The 14,059-nt window shown below is 50.0% G+C and carries 30 protein-coding genes; 1 reads left to right on the top strand and 29 read right to left on the bottom strand.

Annotation, left to right across the window (positions count from 1 at the left end):
• Positions 1-3: 3 nt before the first annotated feature.
• The 26 genes from rpsD to rpsJ form a co-directional block, all read right to left on the bottom strand.
• Positions 4-624, bottom strand: a complete 621-nt coding sequence (rpsD, locus tag ACJ9N4_RS20035; protein WP_004868345.1) for a 30S ribosomal protein S4 — start codon at positions 622-624, stop codon at positions 4-6.
• Between the two features lie 33 nt (positions 625-657).
• Positions 658-1,047 carry a 30S ribosomal protein S11 gene (gene rpsK, locus ACJ9N4_RS20030; protein ID WP_003863312.1) on the bottom strand — a complete coding sequence of 130 codons (390 nt, stop codon included), beginning with the start codon at positions 1,045-1,047 and terminating at the stop codon, positions 658-660.
• Between the two features lie 16 nt (positions 1,048-1,063).
• The gene (gene rpsM / locus ACJ9N4_RS20025) at positions 1,064-1,420 is read right to left on the bottom strand and encodes a 30S ribosomal protein S13 (RefSeq protein ID WP_003863308.1); all 357 of its coding nucleotides are present in this window, start codon (positions 1,418-1,420) and stop codon (positions 1,064-1,066) included.
• Between the two features lie 146 nt (positions 1,421-1,566).
• Positions 1,567-1,683, bottom strand: coding sequence for a 50S ribosomal protein L36 (rpmJ, locus tag ACJ9N4_RS20020; RefSeq protein ID WP_000868187.1), 117 nt, complete (start codon positions 1,681-1,683; stop codon positions 1,567-1,569).
• A 31-nt stretch (positions 1,684-1,714) separates the two neighbouring features.
• On the bottom strand, positions 1,715-3,046 hold the full coding sequence (gene secY, locus ACJ9N4_RS20015) for a preprotein translocase subunit SecY (RefSeq protein WP_014171896.1): 1,332 nt from the start codon (positions 3,044-3,046) through the stop codon (positions 1,715-1,717).
• 7 nt (positions 3,047-3,053) lie between these two features.
• The gene (gene rplO / locus ACJ9N4_RS20010) at positions 3,054-3,488 is read right to left on the bottom strand and encodes a 50S ribosomal protein L15 (protein WP_003863304.1); all 435 of its coding nucleotides are present in this window, start codon (positions 3,486-3,488) and stop codon (positions 3,054-3,056) included.
• A gap of 3 nt (positions 3,489-3,491) precedes the next feature.
• Positions 3,492-3,671, bottom strand: a complete 180-nt coding sequence (rpmD, locus tag ACJ9N4_RS20005) for a 50S ribosomal protein L30 (RefSeq protein WP_003863301.1) — start codon at positions 3,669-3,671, stop codon at positions 3,492-3,494.
• Positions 3,672-3,677: 6 nt separating this feature from the next.
• Positions 3,678-4,178: a 30S ribosomal protein S5 gene (rpsE, locus tag ACJ9N4_RS20000; RefSeq protein ID WP_003863299.1), complete on the bottom strand. Its 501-nt coding sequence runs from the start codon at positions 4,176-4,178 to the stop codon at positions 3,678-3,680.
• Positions 4,179-4,192: 14 nt separating this feature from the next.
• A complete protein-coding gene (gene rplR, locus ACJ9N4_RS19995; protein WP_013099023.1) occupies positions 4,193-4,546 on the bottom strand; it encodes a 50S ribosomal protein L18 in 354 nt (117 codons plus the stop codon).
• Positions 4,547-4,555: 9 nt separating this feature from the next.
• Complete coding sequence (gene rplF, locus ACJ9N4_RS19990) at positions 4,556-5,089, bottom strand: 50S ribosomal protein L6 (protein WP_006178917.1); 534 nt, start codon at positions 5,087-5,089, stop codon at positions 4,556-4,558.
• A 12-nt stretch (positions 5,090-5,101) separates the two neighbouring features.
• A complete protein-coding gene (rpsH, locus tag ACJ9N4_RS19985) occupies positions 5,102-5,494 on the bottom strand; it encodes a 30S ribosomal protein S8 (RefSeq protein ID WP_006178918.1) in 393 nt (130 codons plus the stop codon).
• A 30-nt stretch (positions 5,495-5,524) separates the two neighbouring features.
• Positions 5,525-5,830, bottom strand: a complete 306-nt coding sequence (gene rpsN / locus ACJ9N4_RS19980; protein ID WP_003863291.1) for a 30S ribosomal protein S14 — start codon at positions 5,828-5,830, stop codon at positions 5,525-5,527.
• Positions 5,831-5,844: 14 nt separating this feature from the next.
• Entirely contained in the window at positions 5,845-6,384 is a 540-nt protein-coding gene (rplE, locus tag ACJ9N4_RS19975) for a 50S ribosomal protein L5 (protein WP_001096206.1), read from the bottom strand.
• Positions 6,385-6,398: 14 nt separating this feature from the next.
• The gene (gene rplX / locus ACJ9N4_RS19970) at positions 6,399-6,713 is read right to left on the bottom strand and encodes a 50S ribosomal protein L24 (protein ID WP_003863287.1); all 315 of its coding nucleotides are present in this window, start codon (positions 6,711-6,713) and stop codon (positions 6,399-6,401) included.
• 10 nt (positions 6,714-6,723) lie between these two features.
• Positions 6,724-7,095, bottom strand: a complete 372-nt coding sequence (gene rplN / locus ACJ9N4_RS19965; RefSeq protein WP_000613954.1) for a 50S ribosomal protein L14 — start codon at positions 7,093-7,095, stop codon at positions 6,724-6,726.
• Between the two features lie 166 nt (positions 7,096-7,261).
• Positions 7,262-7,516, bottom strand: a complete 255-nt coding sequence (gene rpsQ / locus ACJ9N4_RS19960; protein ID WP_008503489.1) for a 30S ribosomal protein S17 — start codon at positions 7,514-7,516, stop codon at positions 7,262-7,264.
• A complete protein-coding gene (rpmC, locus tag ACJ9N4_RS19955) occupies positions 7,516-7,707 on the bottom strand; it encodes a 50S ribosomal protein L29 (protein ID WP_003863282.1) in 192 nt (63 codons plus the stop codon). Before rpmC ends, rpsQ begins: the two co-directional genes overlap by 1 nt.
• On the bottom strand, positions 7,707-8,117 hold the full coding sequence (gene rplP, locus ACJ9N4_RS19950) for a 50S ribosomal protein L16 (protein WP_002919759.1): 411 nt from the start codon (positions 8,115-8,117) through the stop codon (positions 7,707-7,709). Before rplP ends, rpmC begins: the two co-directional genes overlap by 1 nt.
• A 12-nt stretch (positions 8,118-8,129) precedes the next feature.
• The gene (gene rpsC, locus ACJ9N4_RS19945) at positions 8,130-8,828 is read right to left on the bottom strand and encodes a 30S ribosomal protein S3 (protein WP_006817277.1); all 699 of its coding nucleotides are present in this window, start codon (positions 8,826-8,828) and stop codon (positions 8,130-8,132) included.
• A gap of 17 nt (positions 8,829-8,845) precedes the next feature.
• Positions 8,846-9,178: a 50S ribosomal protein L22 gene (rplV, locus tag ACJ9N4_RS19940; RefSeq protein ID WP_002919773.1), complete on the bottom strand. Its 333-nt coding sequence runs from the start codon at positions 9,176-9,178 to the stop codon at positions 8,846-8,848.
• Between the two features lie 14 nt (positions 9,179-9,192).
• Positions 9,193-9,471: a 30S ribosomal protein S19 gene (rpsS, locus tag ACJ9N4_RS19935; RefSeq protein WP_001138117.1), complete on the bottom strand. Its 279-nt coding sequence runs from the start codon at positions 9,469-9,471 to the stop codon at positions 9,193-9,195.
• Positions 9,472-9,487: 16 nt separating this feature from the next.
• Complete coding sequence (gene rplB / locus ACJ9N4_RS19930) at positions 9,488-10,309, bottom strand: 50S ribosomal protein L2 (protein WP_000301859.1); 822 nt, start codon at positions 10,307-10,309, stop codon at positions 9,488-9,490.
• Positions 10,310-10,326: 17 nt separating this feature from the next.
• Positions 10,327-10,629 (bottom strand): 50S ribosomal protein L23, encoded by a 303-nt coding sequence (gene rplW, locus ACJ9N4_RS19925; protein ID WP_000617546.1) that lies wholly within the window; start codon positions 10,627-10,629, stop codon positions 10,327-10,329.
• Positions 10,626-11,231 carry a 50S ribosomal protein L4 gene (gene rplD, locus ACJ9N4_RS19920; RefSeq protein ID WP_000424395.1) on the bottom strand — a complete coding sequence of 202 codons (606 nt, stop codon included), beginning with the start codon at positions 11,229-11,231 and terminating at the stop codon, positions 10,626-10,628. The genes rplW and rplD overlap by 4 nt, the downstream gene beginning before the upstream one ends.
• 10 nt (positions 11,232-11,241) lie before the next feature.
• Positions 11,242-11,871 (bottom strand): 50S ribosomal protein L3, encoded by a 630-nt coding sequence (gene rplC / locus ACJ9N4_RS19915; RefSeq protein WP_006178923.1) that lies wholly within the window; start codon positions 11,869-11,871, stop codon positions 11,242-11,244.
• Between the two features lie 32 nt (positions 11,872-11,903).
• Positions 11,904-12,215: a 30S ribosomal protein S10 gene (rpsJ, locus tag ACJ9N4_RS19910; RefSeq protein WP_001181005.1), complete on the bottom strand. Its 312-nt coding sequence runs from the start codon at positions 12,213-12,215 to the stop codon at positions 11,904-11,906.
• A 382-nt stretch (positions 12,216-12,597) separates the two neighbouring features.
• Between rpsJ and ACJ9N4_RS19905 the strand changes: the two genes are divergently transcribed.
• Positions 12,598-13,071, top strand: coding sequence for a prepilin peptidase (locus ACJ9N4_RS19905; protein WP_182272855.1), 474 nt, complete (start codon positions 12,598-12,600; stop codon positions 13,069-13,071).
• Here the strand turns inward: ACJ9N4_RS19905 and bfr are convergent.
• The 3 genes from bfr to ACJ9N4_RS19890 all read right to left on the bottom strand — a co-directional run.
• Positions 13,055-13,531, bottom strand: a complete 477-nt coding sequence (gene bfr, locus ACJ9N4_RS19900; protein WP_182919041.1) for a bacterioferritin — start codon at positions 13,529-13,531, stop codon at positions 13,055-13,057. The two genes, ACJ9N4_RS19905 and bfr, sit on opposite strands and share 17 nt — an antisense overlap.
• Positions 13,532-13,603: 72 nt before the next feature.
• Positions 13,604-13,798 carry a bacterioferritin-associated ferredoxin gene (gene bfd, locus ACJ9N4_RS19895; RefSeq protein WP_003863268.1) on the bottom strand — a complete coding sequence of 65 codons (195 nt, stop codon included), beginning with the start codon at positions 13,796-13,798 and terminating at the stop codon, positions 13,604-13,606.
• A 177-nt stretch (positions 13,799-13,975) separates the two neighbouring features.
• Positions 13,976-14,059 (bottom strand): hypothetical protein (locus ACJ9N4_RS19890; protein ID WP_000740160.1); only part of this gene is annotated, 84 nt, incomplete at its 5' end.

Below are 14,059 nucleotides of genomic sequence, written 5' to 3'. Positions count from 1 at the left end.
GCTTTACTTGGAGTAAAGCTCGACGATCAGGTGTTCGTTAATGTCCGCAGACAGATCAGAACGTTCTGGCTGACGCTTGAACGTACCTTCCATCTTGCCAGCATCAACTTCCAGCCAGGTTGGCTTTTCACGCTGCTCAGCCAGCTCCAGAGCGGCTTTCACGCGAGATTGCTTTTTCGCTTTCTCACGAATGCTAACAACGTCATTCGCTTTAACCTGATAAGAAGCGATGTTAACAACACGACCGTTTACCATGATTGCTTTGTGGCTAACCAGCTGGCGTGATTCAGCACGAGTAGCGCCGAAGCCCATACGGTATACAACGTTGTCCAGACGACCTTCCAGCAGAGCCAGCAGGTTTTCACCTGTGTTGCCTTTCAGACGTGCTGCTTCTTTATAGTAGTTACGGAACTGACGCTCCAGCACACCGTACATACGGCGAACTTTTTGCTTTTCACGCAACTGCACACCATAGTCAGACAGACGCGGTTTACGCGCACCGTGCTGGCCAGGAGCTTGTTCAATTTTACACTTGGTATCGATCGCGCGAACGCCAGACTTAAGGAATAAGTCGGTGCCCTCACGACGGCTCAGCTTGAGCTTAGGACCCAAATATCTTGCCATTTTCTATCTCCAACTAACCTAAAAAACGGAGCGTTATACGCGACGTTTTTTCGGCGGACGACAACCGTTATGAGGGATCGGAGTCACATCAGTAATATTAGTGATGCGGAAACCAGCGGCGTTCAGAGCGCGAACAGTAGATTCACGACCCGGACCCGGACCTTTAACCATAACTTCCAGATTCTTGATGCCGTATTCTTTTACGGCTTCTGCGCAACGCTCTGCTGCAACCTGAGCTGCAAACGGAGTGGATTTGCGAGAACCACGGAAACCGGAACCACCGGCTGTTGCCCAACCCAATGCGTTACCCTGACGATCAGTAATAGTAACGATGGTGTTGTTGAAAGAAGCATGGATATGAGCCACGCCGTCAGAGACTTGTTTTCTTACACGTTTACGTGCACGAACTGGTGCCTTTGCCATTATTCAATCACCCCGATTATTTCTTGATCGGTTTGCGCGGACCCTTACGGGTACGTGCGTTGGTCTTAGTACGCTGACCGCGCACTGGCAGACCACGACGATGACGCAAACCGCGATAGCAACCAAGATCCATCAGGCGCTTGATGCTCATGCTGATTTCACGGCGCAGATCACCTTCAACGACAAATTTGGCAACTTCGTCACGCAGCGTGTCGATTTGTTCTTCAGACAGCTCACTGATCTTAACATCTTCAGCGATACCCGCTGCAGCCAGAATGGCTTTAGAACGGGTCTTGCCGACGCCGTAGATCGAAGTTAATGCGATCACAGCATGTTTCTGATCAGGAATGTTAATGCCTGCTATACGGGCCACTATGCACTCCTACTATTTAATATGTACGTACCATGCTGAAAAGCCCGTTTTCAGGATACTCAAATGGAAACGTACAGACATACAAAAGATTGGCTGGCTAATCTAGCCAGCTCAACCCAACTTTGCAAGAAAAATATGCGAAATAATCAGCCTTGGCGCTGTTTATGCTTCGGCTCGGCACTGCAAATCACACGGATGACGCCATCACGCTTAACGATTTTGCAGTTACGGCATAATTTCTTGACGGAAGCACGAACTTTCATTTTTACTCTCCGTAACTTCTCAGGCGACCAGTTAGCGGCCGTAGCCTTTCAGGTTCGCCTTCTTCAATGCAGACTCATACTGACTGGACATCATCAGAGTTTGCACTTGAGCCATAAAGTCCATAATCACGACAACAACGATAAGCAGCGAGGTCCCACCGAAGTAGAACGGCACTTTCATTGCATCACGCATGAACTCCGGGATCAGGCAGATAAAAGTAATATAAAGCGCACCAACCAAAGTCAGGCGAGTCATTACTTTATCGATATACTTCGCCGTTTGCTCTCCCGGACGAATTCCTGGTACAAATGCACCGGACTTCTTCAGGTTATCTGCTGTTTCACGCGGGTTGAAGACCAACGCCGTGTAGAAGAAACAGAAGAAGATGATCGCAGACGCATAGAGTAACACATAAAGTGGTTGCCCAGGCTGCAAATACAGCGAAATTGTTGTCAGCCAGTTCCAACCAGTACCGCCCCCGAACCATGACGCGATGGTTGCCGGGAACAGAATAATACTGGAAGCGAAGATCGCCGGGATTACCCCCGCCATATTCACTTTCAGCGGTAAATGTGTGCTCTGTGCAGCATAGACACGACGACCTTGCTGACGTTTAGCGTAGTTCACCACAATGCGGCGTTGACCACGTTCTACGAAGACAACAAAGAACGTCACTGCAAATACTAATACTGCAACCAACAGCAACAGGAGGAAGTGCAGGTCGCCTTGACGCGCTTGCTCGATAGTATGGGCGATGGCTGGCGGGAGACCCGCGACAATACCGGCGAAGATAATGATTGAGATACCGTTACCGATACCACGCTCAGTAATCTGTTCGCCGAGCCACATCAGGAACATCGTCCCTGTGACCAGACTTACAACAGCGGTGAAGTAGAATGCAAAGCCTGGGTTTAAAACCAGGCCCTGCATACCAGGCATATTCGGCAGACCGGTAGCAATACCGATCGACTGGAATATTGCCAGCACCAGAGTACCGTAACGGGTGTACTGACTAATCTTACGACGTCCAGACTCCCCTTCTTTCTTCAGTTCTGCCAGGGCCGGATGAACGACCGTCAGCAGCTGGATAATAATGGATGCCGAAATGTACGGCATAATACCCAGAGCGAAGATAGAAGCACGGCTGAGAGCACCACCAGAGAACATGTTAAACATTTCAATGATGGTGCCTCGCTGTTGCTCAAGCAGTTTGGCAAGTACAGCGGCATCGATACCAGGGATCGGAATAAAAGAGCCAACACGGAACACAATCAGCGCGCCGATAACAAACAGCAGTCTGCGTTTCAGCTCGCCAAATCCACCTTTGGCACTTTGAAAATCTAATCCCGGTTGCTTAGCCATCTGCTACTTATTCCTCAATTTTACCGCCAGCAGCTTCGATAGCAGCACGAGCACCTTTAGTAACACGCAGGCCACGAACAGTTACCGGAGTAGATACTTCACCAGCCAGGATCACTTTCGCGAACTCGATCTGGATACCGATAATGTTAGCCGCTTTCAGCGTGTTCAGGTCTACAACGCCGCCTTCAACTTTCGCCAGGTCAGACAGACGGATTTCCGCTGTGATCGCTGCTTTGCGAGAGGTGAAGCCGAACTTCGGCAGACGACGGTACAGTGGCATCTGACCACCCTCGAAACCGCGACGTACGCCACCGCCAGAACGAGAGTTCTGACCTTTGTGACCACGACCACCGGTTTTACCGAGGCCAGAACCGATACCACGACCCAGGCGTTTACCCGCCTTTTTAGAGCCTTCGGCCGGAGACAGAGTATTTAAACGCATCTCTTACTCCTCAACTTTAACCATGAAGTAAACCGCGTTGACCATACCGCGAACAGCAGGAGTATCCTCGCGCTCAACGGTATGACCAATACGACGCAGACCCAGGCCAAGCAGCGTTGCCTTGTGTTTCGGCAGACGACCGATTGCACTGCGGGTTTGAGTGATTTTAATAGTCTTTGCCATGGTCAATTACCCCAGAATTTCTTCAACGGATTTACCACGCTTGGCAGCGACCATTTCTGGAGAATTCATATTTTCCAGGCCATCAATAGTTGCACGAACCACGTTGATCGGGTTGGTGGAACCATAGGCTTTAGCCAGAACGTTATGAACTCCAGCAACTTCCAGAACGGCGCGCATTGCACCACCGGCGATGATACCGGTACCTTCTGAAGCTGGCTGCATGAATACACGAGAACCCGTGTGAACACCTTTAACTGGGTGCTGCAGGGTGCCGTTGTTCAGCGCGACGTTAATCATATTGCGACGGGCTTTTTCCATCGCTTTCTGGATCGCTGCTGGAACTTCACGCGCTTTACCGTAACCAAAACCAACGCGACCGTTACCATCGCCTACTACAGTCAGAGCTGTGAAGGAGAAAATACGACCACCTTTAACGGTTTTAGATACGCGGTTTACCGCGATCAGCTTTTCCTGCAGTTCGCCAGCTTGTTTTTCGATGTGAGCCATCTTACACCTCTACCTTAGAACTGAAGGCCAGCTTCACGGGCAGCATCTGCCAGTGCCTGGACACGACCATGATATTGGAACCCGGAACGGTCAAAGGATACATTGCTGATGCCTTTTTCCAGAGCGCGTTCAGCAACAGCTTTACCTACAGCTGCAGCAGCGTCTTTGTTACCGGTGTACTTCAATTGTTCTGCGATAGCTTTTTCTACAGTAGAAGCAGCTACCAGAACTTCAGAACCGTTCGGTGCAATTACCTGTGCGTAAATATGACGCGGGGTACGATGTACCACCAGGCGAGTTGCACCCAGCTCTTTGAGCTTGCGGCGTGCGCGGGTCGCACGACGGATACGAGCAGATTTCTTATCCATAGTGTTACCTTACTTCTTCTTAGCCTCTTTGGTACGCACGACTTCGTCGGCGTAACGAACACCCTTGCCTTTGTAAGGCTCAGGACGACGGTAGGCGCGCAGATCTGCTGCAACCTGACCGATCAGCTGTTTATCAGCGCCTTTCAGCACGATTTCAGTCTGAGTCGGGCATTCTGCAGTGATACCGGCCGGCAGCGGATGCTCAACAGGATGTGAGAAGCCCAGAGACAGGCCTACTGCATTCCCTTTGATAGCTGCACGATAACCTACACCAACCAGCTGAAGCTTTTTAGTGAAGCCTTCGGTAACACCAACAACCATTGAGTTCAGCAGGGCACGCGCGGTACCAGCCTGAGCCCATCCATCCACGAAACCATCACGTGGACCGAAGGTCAGAGCGTTATCTGCATGTTTAACTTCAACAGCATTGTTGAGGGTACGAGTCAGCTCGCCGTTTTTACCTTTGATCGTAATAACCTGACCGTCGATTTTTACATCAACGCCGGCAGGAATAACGACCGGTGCTTTAGCAACACGAGACATTTTTTCCTCCGATTAGGCTACGTAGCAGATAATTTCGCCACCAAGACCAGCCTGGCGCGCTGCACGATCAGTCATAACACCTTTAGAGGTAGAAACAACTGCGATACCCAGACCAGCCATAACTTTAGGCAGCTCATCTTTTTTCTTATAGATGCGCAGGCCTGGGCGGCTGACACGCTGAATGCTTTCTACAACAGCTTTACCCTGGAAATACTTAAGAGTAAGTTCCAGTTCCGGCTTGGTGTCGCCTTCAACTTTAAAATCTTCGATAAAACCTTCTTCCTTCAGCACGTTGGCAATTGCCACTTTCAGCTTGGCGGAAGGCATGGTGACCGCAACTTTGTTCGCGGCCTGACCGTTACGGATACGGGTCAGCATATCCGCGATCGGATCTTGCATGCTCATCTGTCTTTACTCCCGTGATTCAATTGGTAATTACCAGCTAGCCTTTTTCAAGCCTGGTACTTCACCGCGCATGGCGGCTTCACGCAGTTTGATACGGCTCAACCCAAACTTGCCCACATAACCATGTGGACGACCTGTTTGACGACAGCGGTTACGCTGACGAGACGGGCTGGAATCACGCGGCAGAGACTGCAGCTTGAGAACAGCATTCCAACGATCTTCGTCGGAAGCGTTCACATCAGAAATGATCGCTTTCAGTTCAGCGCGTTTAGCGAAGAATTTATCAGCTAAAGCTACGCGCTTTACTTCGCGTGCTTTCATTGATTGCTTAGCCATTCAGTAACCCTACCTTACTTGCGGAACGGGAAGTCAAAGGCAGCCAGCAGAGCACGGCCTTCTTCGTCAGATTTCGCAGTAGTGGTAATGGTAATATCCAAACCACGCACGCGGTCGACTTTATCGTAGTCGATTTCTGGGAAGATGATCTGCTCACGGACACCCATGCTGTAGTTACCACGACCGTCGAAAGACTTAGCGGACAAGCCACGGAAGTCACGGATACGTGGAACAGCAATAGTGATCAGACGCTCAAAGAACTCCCACATGCGTTCGCCACGCAGAGTTACTTTACAGCCGATCGGATAGCCCTGACGGATTTTGAAGCCTGCAACTGATTTGCGTGCTTTGGTGATCAACGGCTTTTGACCGGAGATTGCTGTCAGGTCAGCTGCTGCGTTATCCAGCAGTTTCTTGTCAGCGATCGCTTCACCAACACCCATGTTCAGGGTGATCTTCTCGACCCGAGGGACTTGCATGACAGAATTGTAGTTAAACTCAGTCATGAGTTTGTTAACTACTTCGTCTTTGTAGTAATCATGCAGTTTCGCCATCGTACTACTCCAAATTACTTGATAGTTTCGCTGTTAGACTTGAAGAAACGGACTTTTTTGCCGTCTTCGAATCTAAAGCCTACACGGTCAGCCTTGCCGGTAGCCGCATTGAAGATTGCAACGTTAGAAACCTGAATAGCAGCTTCTTTTTCAACGATGCCGCCTGGTTGGTTCAGGGCCGGAACCGGCTTCTGATGTTTCTTAACCAGGTTGATACCTTCAACGACAAGTTTGCCGGAAGACAGAACATTTTTTACTTTACCGCGTTTACCTTTATCTTTACCGGTTAACACGATAACTTCGTCATCACGACGGATTTTCGCTGCCATGATTCGCTCCTTAGAGTACTTCTGGTGCCAGAGAGATAATTTTCATGAACTTTTCATTACGAAGTTCACGAGTTACCGGCCCAAAGATACGCGTGCCGATTGGCTGCTCGCTGTTATTGTTCAGAATAACGCATGCATTACCATCGAAGCGAATGACAGAACCGTCAGGGCGACGAACACCCTTCTTGGTGCGCACCACTACCGCCTTCAGCACATCACCTTTTTTGACCTTACCACGTGGAATTGCTTCCTTGATGGTGATCTTGATGATGTCGCCTACGCCTGCGTAGCGACGGTGCGAGCCACCCAGAACCTTGATACACATTACGCGACGTGCACCGGAGTTGTCGGCGACGTTCAGCATAGTCTGTTCTTGGATCATTTTAGTGCTCCGCTAATGTCAACTACTACCTGAGACTCTAAAATCAGAGCCGTTAAAAAGCCCCATATCGAGGGCGCGGCATTATAACACCGCTTCTACAATATGGGTAGAAAAAATAAACGGCTCATCGCTGAGCCGTTTATTCGTATTGAGAATGCGTACTGTATTACAGAACCGCTTTCTCTACAACGCGAACCAGCGTCCAGGACTTAGTCTTGGACAGTGGACGGCATTCACGGATTTCAACCTTGTCGCCGATACCACATTCGTTGTTCTCGTCATGTACGTGCAGTTTGGTCGTACGCTTGATGAATTTACCGTAGATCGGGTGTTTCACAATACGTTCGATAGCAACAACGATGGATTTCTCCATTTTGTCGCTAACAACACGACCTTGCAGAGTACGGATTTTATCGGTCATTACGCACCCGCCTTCTGAGTCAGTAAAGTCTTAACGCGCGCAACATTGCGACGCACTTGCTTCAGCAGGTGAGTCTGTTGCAGCTGGCCACTTGCAGCCTGCATACGCAGGTTGAACTGCTCACGCAGCAGGTTCAGCAGCTCAGCGTTCAGCTCTTCAACGCTTTTTTCACGCAGCTCTTTTGCTTTCATTACATCACCGTCTTAGTTACAAAGGTGGTTTTGATAGGCAGTTTCGCTGCTGCCAGGCCGAAGGCTTCACGGGCCAGCTCTTCCGGAACACCGTCCATTTCATACAGGACTTTACCCGGCTGAATCAAGGCAACCCAGTACTCCACGTTACCTTTACCTTTACCCATACGAACTTCCAGCGGCTTCTCGGTGATCGGTTTGTCCGGGAATACACGGATCCAGATCTTACCTTGACGCTTAACTGCACGGGTCATTGCACGACGTGCTGCTTCGATCTGACGTGCAGTCAGACGACCACGGCCAACAGCTTTCAGACCGAAAGTGCCGAAGCTAACATCCGTACCCTGCGCCAGACCACGGTTGCGGCCTTTGTGCACTTTACGGAATTTTGTACGCTTTGGTTGTAACATCAGCGACGCTCCTTATTTACGGCCTTTACGCTGCTGCTTTTTAGGTTGAGCAGCCGGTTCCGGTTGTTCAACAGCAGCCATACCACCCAGGATCTCACCTTTGAAGATCCATACCTTAACGCCGATTACACCGTAAGTGGTGTGCGCTTCAGAGGTGTTGTAGTCGATGTCAGCACGCAGAGTGTGCAGCGGTACGCGACCTTCACGGTACCATTCGGTACGTGCGATTTCCGCGCCGCCCAGACGGCCGCTAACTTCAACTTTGATACCTTTAGCGCCCAGACGCATTGCGTTCTGTACAGCACGCTTCATAGCACGACGGAACATAACACGACGTTCCAGCTGAGAAGTGATGCTGTCAGCAACCAATTTAGCGTCCAGTTCAGGCTTACGAACTTCAGCGATATTGATCTGTGCAGGAACGCCAGCGATATCCGCTACGACCTTGCGCAGTTTTTCTACGTCTTCGCCTTTCTTACCGATCACGATGCCAGGACGAGCAGTGTGAATGGTTACACGAATGCTCTTAGCCGGACGCTCGATAACGATACGAGATACGGACGCTTTAGCCAGTTCCTTAGTCAGGTACTGACGTACTTTAAAATCGCTGTCCAGGTTGTCAGCGAATTCTTTGGTGTTCGCAAACCAGGTAGAGTTCCATGGTTTTACAATACCCAGGCGAATACCATTAGGATGTACTTTCTGACCCATTGCTAGTCTCCAGAGTCTCAGCGATCGGACACAACCACAGTAATGTGGCTGGTGCGCTTCAGGATGCGATCTGCACGACCTTTCGCACGCGGCATAATGCGCTTCATGCTTGGGCCTTCATCTACGAAAATTTTCGCGACTTTCAGATCGTCGATGTCAGCGCCATCGTTGTGTTCAGCGTTAGCAATGGCAGATTCCAGTACTTTCTTGACCAATACCGCAGCTTTCTTGTTGGTATAGGTCAGGATGTCCAGGGCCTGCGACACTTTCTTACCGCGAATCAGGTCAGCAACAAGGCGAACCTTCTGTGCAGAAGAACGAGCATGGCGATGTTGAGCTAAAGTTTCCATCTCTTCCTCCTACCTTATTTCTTCTTCGCTTTTTTATCAGCAGCATGGCCGCGATAAGTACGAGTCGGTGCGAATTCACCCAGTTTGTGACCAACCATTTCGTCGGTAACAAAGACTGGAACGTGCTGACGACCATTATGGACAGCGATGGTCAAACCGATCATGTTAGGAAAGATCGTTGAACGACGGGACCAAGTGCGCAGGGGCTTCTTGTCTCCGCTTTCCACCGCTTTCTCTACCTTCTTCAGCAAGTGCAGGTCAATAAAAGGACCTTTCTTGAGAGAACGTGGCATGGCTTATCCTCTAAAATTATTTGCTACGGCGACGTACGATAAATTTATCAGTACGCTTGTTGCTGCGGGTCTTCTTACCTTTGGTCTGAACGCCCCACGGAGTTACCGGGTGCTTACCAAAGTTACGACCTTCACCACCACCATGTGGGTGGTCTACTGGGTTCATCGCAGTACCGCGAACGGTAGGACGAACACCACGCCAGCGTGCAGCACCAGCTTTACCCAGAACGCGCAGCATATGCTCAGCATTGCCAACTTCGCCCAGAGTAGCGCGGCAGTCTGCTTCGACTTTACGCATTTCACCAGAACGCAGACGCAGGGTGACATAAGCACCATCACGTGCAACGATCTGAACGTAAGTACCAGCGGAACGCGCCAGCTGACCGCCTTTACCTGGTTTCATTTCTACGTTATGAACGGTAGAACCAACCGGGATATTGCGCATCGGCAGGGTGTTGCCTGCTTTGATTGCAGCATCAACGCCAGACTGAATCTGGTCGCCAGCTTTCAGGCCTTTAGGGGCCAGGATGTAACGGCGTTCGCCGTCTTTGTACAGAACCAGCGCGATGTTCGCGGAACGGTTCGGATCGTACTCAAGACGCTCAACAACTGCTGGGATACCGTCTTTGTTGCGTTTGAAGTCAACAATACGATAAGCCTGCTTGTGGCCACCACCGATGTGACGAGTGGTGATACGGCCATTGTTGTTACGACCACCGGATTTGCTGTTTTTTTCCAGCAACGGAGCAAAAGGTTTGCCCTTGTGCAGCTCAGGGTTAACCACTTTAACTACGTGGCGACGACCCGGAGATGTCGGTTTACATTTAACAACTGCCATTGTATTACTCCTCCGACTTACTCAGCGCCGCCAACGAAGTCCAGATTCTGGCCTTCTTTCAGGGTGACGTAAGCTTTTTTCCAGTCGCTACGACGACCGATACGCTGTCCGTGACGTTTAACTTTCCCTTTAACTACCAGGGTGTTAACGACTTCGACTTCGACTTCAAACAGTTTCTGCACAGCAGCTTTGATCTCTGCTTTGGTCGCGTCTTTAGCAACTTTGAGAACGATGGTGTTAGTTTTTTCCATCGCAGTAGACGCTTTTTCAGAAACGTGCGGTGCACGCAGCACCTTCAGCAGACGTTCTTCACGAATCATGCCAGCATCTCCTCAACTTGCTTAACAGCATCAGCAGTCATTACGACTTTGTCGAAGGCGATCAGGCTAACCGGGTCGATACCAGTCGCGTCACGTACGTCAACCTTGTGCAGGTTACGTGCGGCCAGGAACAGGTTCTCGTCCAGCTCACCGGTGATGATCAGCACATCTTCCAGAGCCATGTCTTTCAGTTTCTGAGCCAGCAGCTTAGTTTTAGGCGCTTCTACAGAGAACTTCTCGACAACGATCAGACGATCCTGACGTACCAGCTCGGACAGGATGCTTTTCAGCGCGCCGCGGTACATCTTTTTGTTAACTTTTTGACTGTGGTCCTGCGGACGCGCAGCGAAGGTCACGCCACCTGAACGCCAGATCGGGCTCTTGATAGAACCTGAACGCGCACGGCCGGTACCTTTCTGGCGCCACGGCTTTTTGCCGGAACCAGTTACTTCAGCACGAGTCTTCTGAGCACGAGTACCCTGACGAGCACCAGCTGCATAAGCAACAACAACCTGGTGAACCAGCGCTTCGTTGAAATCACGACCGAAGGTAGTTTCGGAAACAGTCAGCGCGCTCTGCGCGTCTTTCAATACTAATTCCATTGCTATCCCCTTACGCCTTCACAGCTGGTTTAACGATCAGGTCGCTACCGGTTGCACCCGGAACCGCACCTTTAACCAGCAGCAGGTTGCGCTCAGCGTCAACACGTACTACGTCCAGGCTCTGAACGGTTACACGTTCGTTACCCAGCTGACCTGCCATTTTCTTGCCTTTGAACACTTTACCCGGAGTCTGGTTCTGACCGATAGAACCCGGAACGCGGTGAGACAAGGAGTTACCGTGAGTAGCGTCCTGGGTACGGAAGTTCCAGCGCTTAACGGTACCAGCAAAACCTTTACCTTTAGAGGTACCGGTTACGTCAACTTTTTTAACGTCAGCAAACAGCTCAACGCTAATGTCCTGACCTACGGTGAACTCTTCGCCTTCAGCAAGACGGAATTCCCACAGACCACGGCCAGCTTCAACGCCAGCTTTAGCGAAGTGACCCGCTTCTGGTTTGGTTACACGGTTAGCTTTTTTAGCACCAGTGGTCACCTGAACAGCGCGGTAGCCATCGTTAGCCAGATCTTTAACCTGAGTAACGCGGTTTGCTTCAACTTCGATTACGGTTACTGGGATAGAAACGCCATCTTCAGTGAAGATGCGGGTCATACCCACTTTTTTACCGACTAAACCAATCATTGTTTCAACCTCTCAATCGCTCGATGACCTGATTAACCCAGGCTGATCTGCACGTCTACACCGGCAGCCAGATCCAGACGCATCAGAGCATCAACGGTTTTCTCGGTTGGCTCAACGATGTCAACCAGACGCTTGTGAGTGCGGATTTCGTACTGATCACGCGCGTCTTTGTTAACGTGCGGAGAGATCAGAACGGTGAAGCGCTCTTTGCGGGTCGGCAGCGGGATCGGACCACGGACTTGCGCACCAGTGCGCTTAGCAGTCTCGACGATTTCCGCGGTTGATTGATCGATCAGACGATGATCAAACGCTTTAAGGCGGATACGGATTCTTTGGTTCTGCATGAGACCAGAGCTCCAATTATTTTATAAACGAAAATGATTACTCCTCAAACCCATTACGATTGATGGGAGAGTGTAACCGTTCTTACGTAGCTCCCCAATTGGGAGCATTGTTGAGCAACAAAATTCTGTTACTCCGGTTCAGATTGAACCCGCCGTCAATTACGACAAGCCCGCGCATTATACGTAAATCTGGGCAAGACGCAAGTACCGTTTAGAAATTAAGCGCCAAAGGCTCTCTGTGCGTAGGACTTCGCAACATTTTAAGTAATGTATCGTCCGTAGCCTCTTCTTCTGAAACGACTACGCAATTCCTCTGTTTACACATTGCCGGGCATTCGCAATACGGAGAGCATGCCCTGAAACGTTAATTGAGGTTTACATCATGCTTGCTACCCTCCCCTTTCTGCTGACCTATTTTTCGCTTTCAGGTTTACTGGTGCGTGAAGATATTCGCTCCGGTACTCTCCCTGATAAATTTCTCTGCCCACTGTTATGGGCCGGCCTGGCCTATCAACTTTGCATCCATCCTGATTTTCTCCCGAGCGCAGTGGTCGGGGCGATGGCGGGGTACATCGGGTTTGCAGTTCTCTACTGGGGTTATCGGCTTATGTGCCGCCGGGAAGGGATGGGCTACGGTGATGTAAAATACCTGGCGACATTAGGAGCATGGCATGGATGGAGTATTTTGCCGGTACTGGCACTCGTTGCCGCACTCATGGCACTTCTGTACCTTCTTGTTCTCTCTTTGTTAAAGCCTGAGAAACAGATATTAAAAAACCCACTGCCTTTCGGGCCATTTCTGGCGGCAGCGGGTTTATGTATCGGCTGGCAGAACCTGATTACTCTTCCACTTTAATTTGCGACTGAAGGTAGTTCTGCAAACCAATTTTGCCGATGAGATCCAACTCAGTTTCTAGCCAGTCGATGTGGCCTTCCTCATCGATCAGGATCAGGATCATCATATCGCGGCTAACGTAGTCATGAACACTATCCGCATAGGCAATGGCTTCACGAAGATCTTTTGCGCCATCAAGTTCCAGCGCAAGGTCGGAACGCAGCATCTCTTCCACATCTTCACCGATGCCAAGCTTGCCGAGATCCTGCAGATTGGGAAGGCCTTCAAGGAATAAAATACGCTCAATATATTTATCGGCGTGTTTCATCTCATCAATGGATTCATGGTATTCAACATCGTTGAGGCGAGTCAGCCCCCAGTTTTTGAACATTCTTGCATGGAGAAAATACTGGTTGATTGCGACAAGCTCATTTCCCAATAATTTATTGAGATAACTTATGATTTTAACATCACCTTTCATTATATAGTCCCTCCGCTTCCACTCATTGAAGCGTAGATCGGGCTACAGGGATGTCAAAAAAAAGATGGAGGGTTATGCGATCTCTTTGAACTCCGGGATCTGCATCAATTCGTCCTGCATGATCTCACGCGCTGCGCGAACGCACTTACCGCATTGATTTCCCACTGGAACAAATTTGCGAAGTTGCTGGAACGACTGAGGCTGGAACTGGCGAACGGCCTGACGTATTTTTTTGTCACTTACACCATTACATAAACAAACGTACATAAACACTCCCGTTCAAAATATGCGCAAATTGTAAGTGAGAATGGTTATGATTACAATAGCACAAACGACAGGATACGGGGCGGGGGCGGACAAAAAATGCGAAAACTTGTGACAGGTACAGAACTGCAGAAAACAAAAAGGACGCCGAAGCGTCCTTTTTTATTCAGGGATAATTAATTAGCCCAGAACTTTAGCAACAACGCCCGCGCCAACGGTACGGCCGCCTTCACGGATTGCGAAACGCAGACCGTCGTCCATCGC

Origin of the sequence: Enterobacter sp. LM3 (genome assembly GCF_046622475.1) — a bacterium.
In the GTDB taxonomy this organism is placed as follows: Bacteria; Pseudomonadota; Gammaproteobacteria; order Enterobacterales; family Enterobacteriaceae; genus Enterobacter; species Enterobacter cloacae_P.
Note: the sequence above shows the minus strand (reverse complement) of the source record. Positions and strands in the feature narration are given on the sequence as shown.

Excerpts from the sequence above, each read along its gene's own strand:
- rpsD (WP_004868345.1), bottom strand. The coding sequence starts at position 624 with ATGGCAAGATATTTGGGTCCTAAGCTCAAGCTGAGCCGTCGTGAGGGC.
- rpsK (WP_003863312.1), bottom strand. The coding sequence starts at position 1,047 with ATGGCAAAGGCACCAGTTCGTGCACGTAAACGTGTAAGAAAACAAGTC.
- rpmJ (WP_000868187.1), bottom strand. The coding sequence starts at position 1,683 with ATGAAAGTTCGTGCTTCCGTCAAGAAATTATGCCGTAACTGCAAAATC.
- secY (WP_014171896.1), bottom strand. The coding sequence starts at position 3,046 with ATGGCTAAGCAACCGGGATTAGATTTTCAAAGTGCCAAAGGTGGATTT.
- rplO (WP_003863304.1), bottom strand. The coding sequence starts at position 3,488 with ATGCGTTTAAATACTCTGTCTCCGGCCGAAGGCTCTAAAAAGGCGGGT.
- rpmD (WP_003863301.1), bottom strand. The coding sequence starts at position 3,671 with ATGGCAAAGACTATTAAAATCACTCAAACCCGCAGTGCAATCGGTCGT.
- rpsE (WP_003863299.1), bottom strand. The coding sequence starts at position 4,178 with ATGGCTCACATCGAAAAACAAGCTGGCGAACTGCAGGAAAAGCTGATC.
- rplR (WP_013099023.1), bottom strand. The coding sequence starts at position 4,546 with ATGGATAAGAAATCTGCTCGTATCCGTCGTGCGACCCGCGCACGCCGC.
- rplF (WP_006178917.1), bottom strand. The coding sequence starts at position 5,089 with ATGTCTCGTGTTGCTAAAGCACCGGTCGTTATTCCTGCCGGCGTTGAT.
- rpsH (WP_006178918.1), bottom strand. The coding sequence starts at position 5,494 with ATGAGCATGCAAGATCCGATCGCGGATATGCTGACCCGTATCCGTAAC.
- rpsN (WP_003863291.1), bottom strand. The coding sequence starts at position 5,830 with ATGGCTAAGCAATCAATGAAAGCACGCGAAGTAAAGCGCGTAGCTTTA.
- rplE (WP_001096206.1), bottom strand. The coding sequence starts at position 6,384 with ATGGCGAAACTGCATGATTACTACAAAGACGAAGTAGTTAACAAACTC.
- rplX (WP_003863287.1), bottom strand. The coding sequence starts at position 6,713 with ATGGCAGCGAAAATCCGTCGTGATGACGAAGTTATCGTGTTAACCGGT.
- rplN (WP_000613954.1), bottom strand. The coding sequence starts at position 7,095 with ATGATCCAAGAACAGACTATGCTGAACGTCGCCGACAACTCCGGTGCA.
- rpsQ (WP_008503489.1), bottom strand. The coding sequence starts at position 7,516 with ATGACCGATAAAATCCGTACTCTGCAAGGTCGTGTTGTTAGCGACAAA.
- rpmC (WP_003863282.1), bottom strand. The coding sequence starts at position 7,707 with ATGAAAGCAAAAGAGCTGCGTGAAAAAAGCGTTGAAGAGCTGAACGCT.
- rplP (WP_002919759.1), bottom strand. The coding sequence starts at position 8,117 with ATGTTACAACCAAAGCGTACAAAATTCCGTAAAGTGCACAAAGGCCGC.
- rpsC (WP_006817277.1), bottom strand. The coding sequence starts at position 8,828 with ATGGGTCAGAAAGTACATCCTAATGGTATTCGCCTGGGTATTGTAAAA.
- rplV (WP_002919773.1), bottom strand. The coding sequence starts at position 9,178 with ATGGAAACTTTAGCTCAACATCGCCATGCTCGTTCTTCTGCACAGAAG.
- rpsS (WP_001138117.1), bottom strand. The coding sequence starts at position 9,471 with ATGCCACGTTCTCTCAAGAAAGGTCCTTTTATTGACCTGCACTTGCTG.
- rplB (WP_000301859.1), bottom strand. The coding sequence starts at position 10,309 with ATGGCAGTTGTTAAATGTAAACCGACATCTCCGGGTCGTCGCCACGTA.
- rplW (WP_000617546.1), bottom strand. The coding sequence starts at position 10,629 with ATGATTCGTGAAGAACGTCTGCTGAAGGTGCTGCGTGCACCGCACGTT.
- rplD (WP_000424395.1), bottom strand. The coding sequence starts at position 11,231 with ATGGAATTAGTATTGAAAGACGCGCAGAGCGCGCTGACTGTTTCCGAA.
- rplC (WP_006178923.1), bottom strand. The coding sequence starts at position 11,871 with ATGATTGGTTTAGTCGGTAAAAAAGTGGGTATGACCCGCATCTTCACT.
- rpsJ (WP_001181005.1), bottom strand. The coding sequence starts at position 12,215 with ATGCAGAACCAAAGAATCCGTATCCGCCTTAAAGCGTTTGATCATCGT.
- ACJ9N4_RS19905 (WP_182272855.1), top strand. The coding sequence starts at position 12,598 with ATGCTTGCTACCCTCCCCTTTCTGCTGACCTATTTTTCGCTTTCAGGT.
- bfr (WP_182919041.1), bottom strand. The coding sequence starts at position 13,531 with ATGAAAGGTGATGTTAAAATCATAAGTTATCTCAATAAATTATTGGGA.
- bfd (WP_003863268.1), bottom strand. The coding sequence starts at position 13,798 with ATGTACGTTTGTTTATGTAATGGTGTAAGTGACAAAAAAATACGTCAG.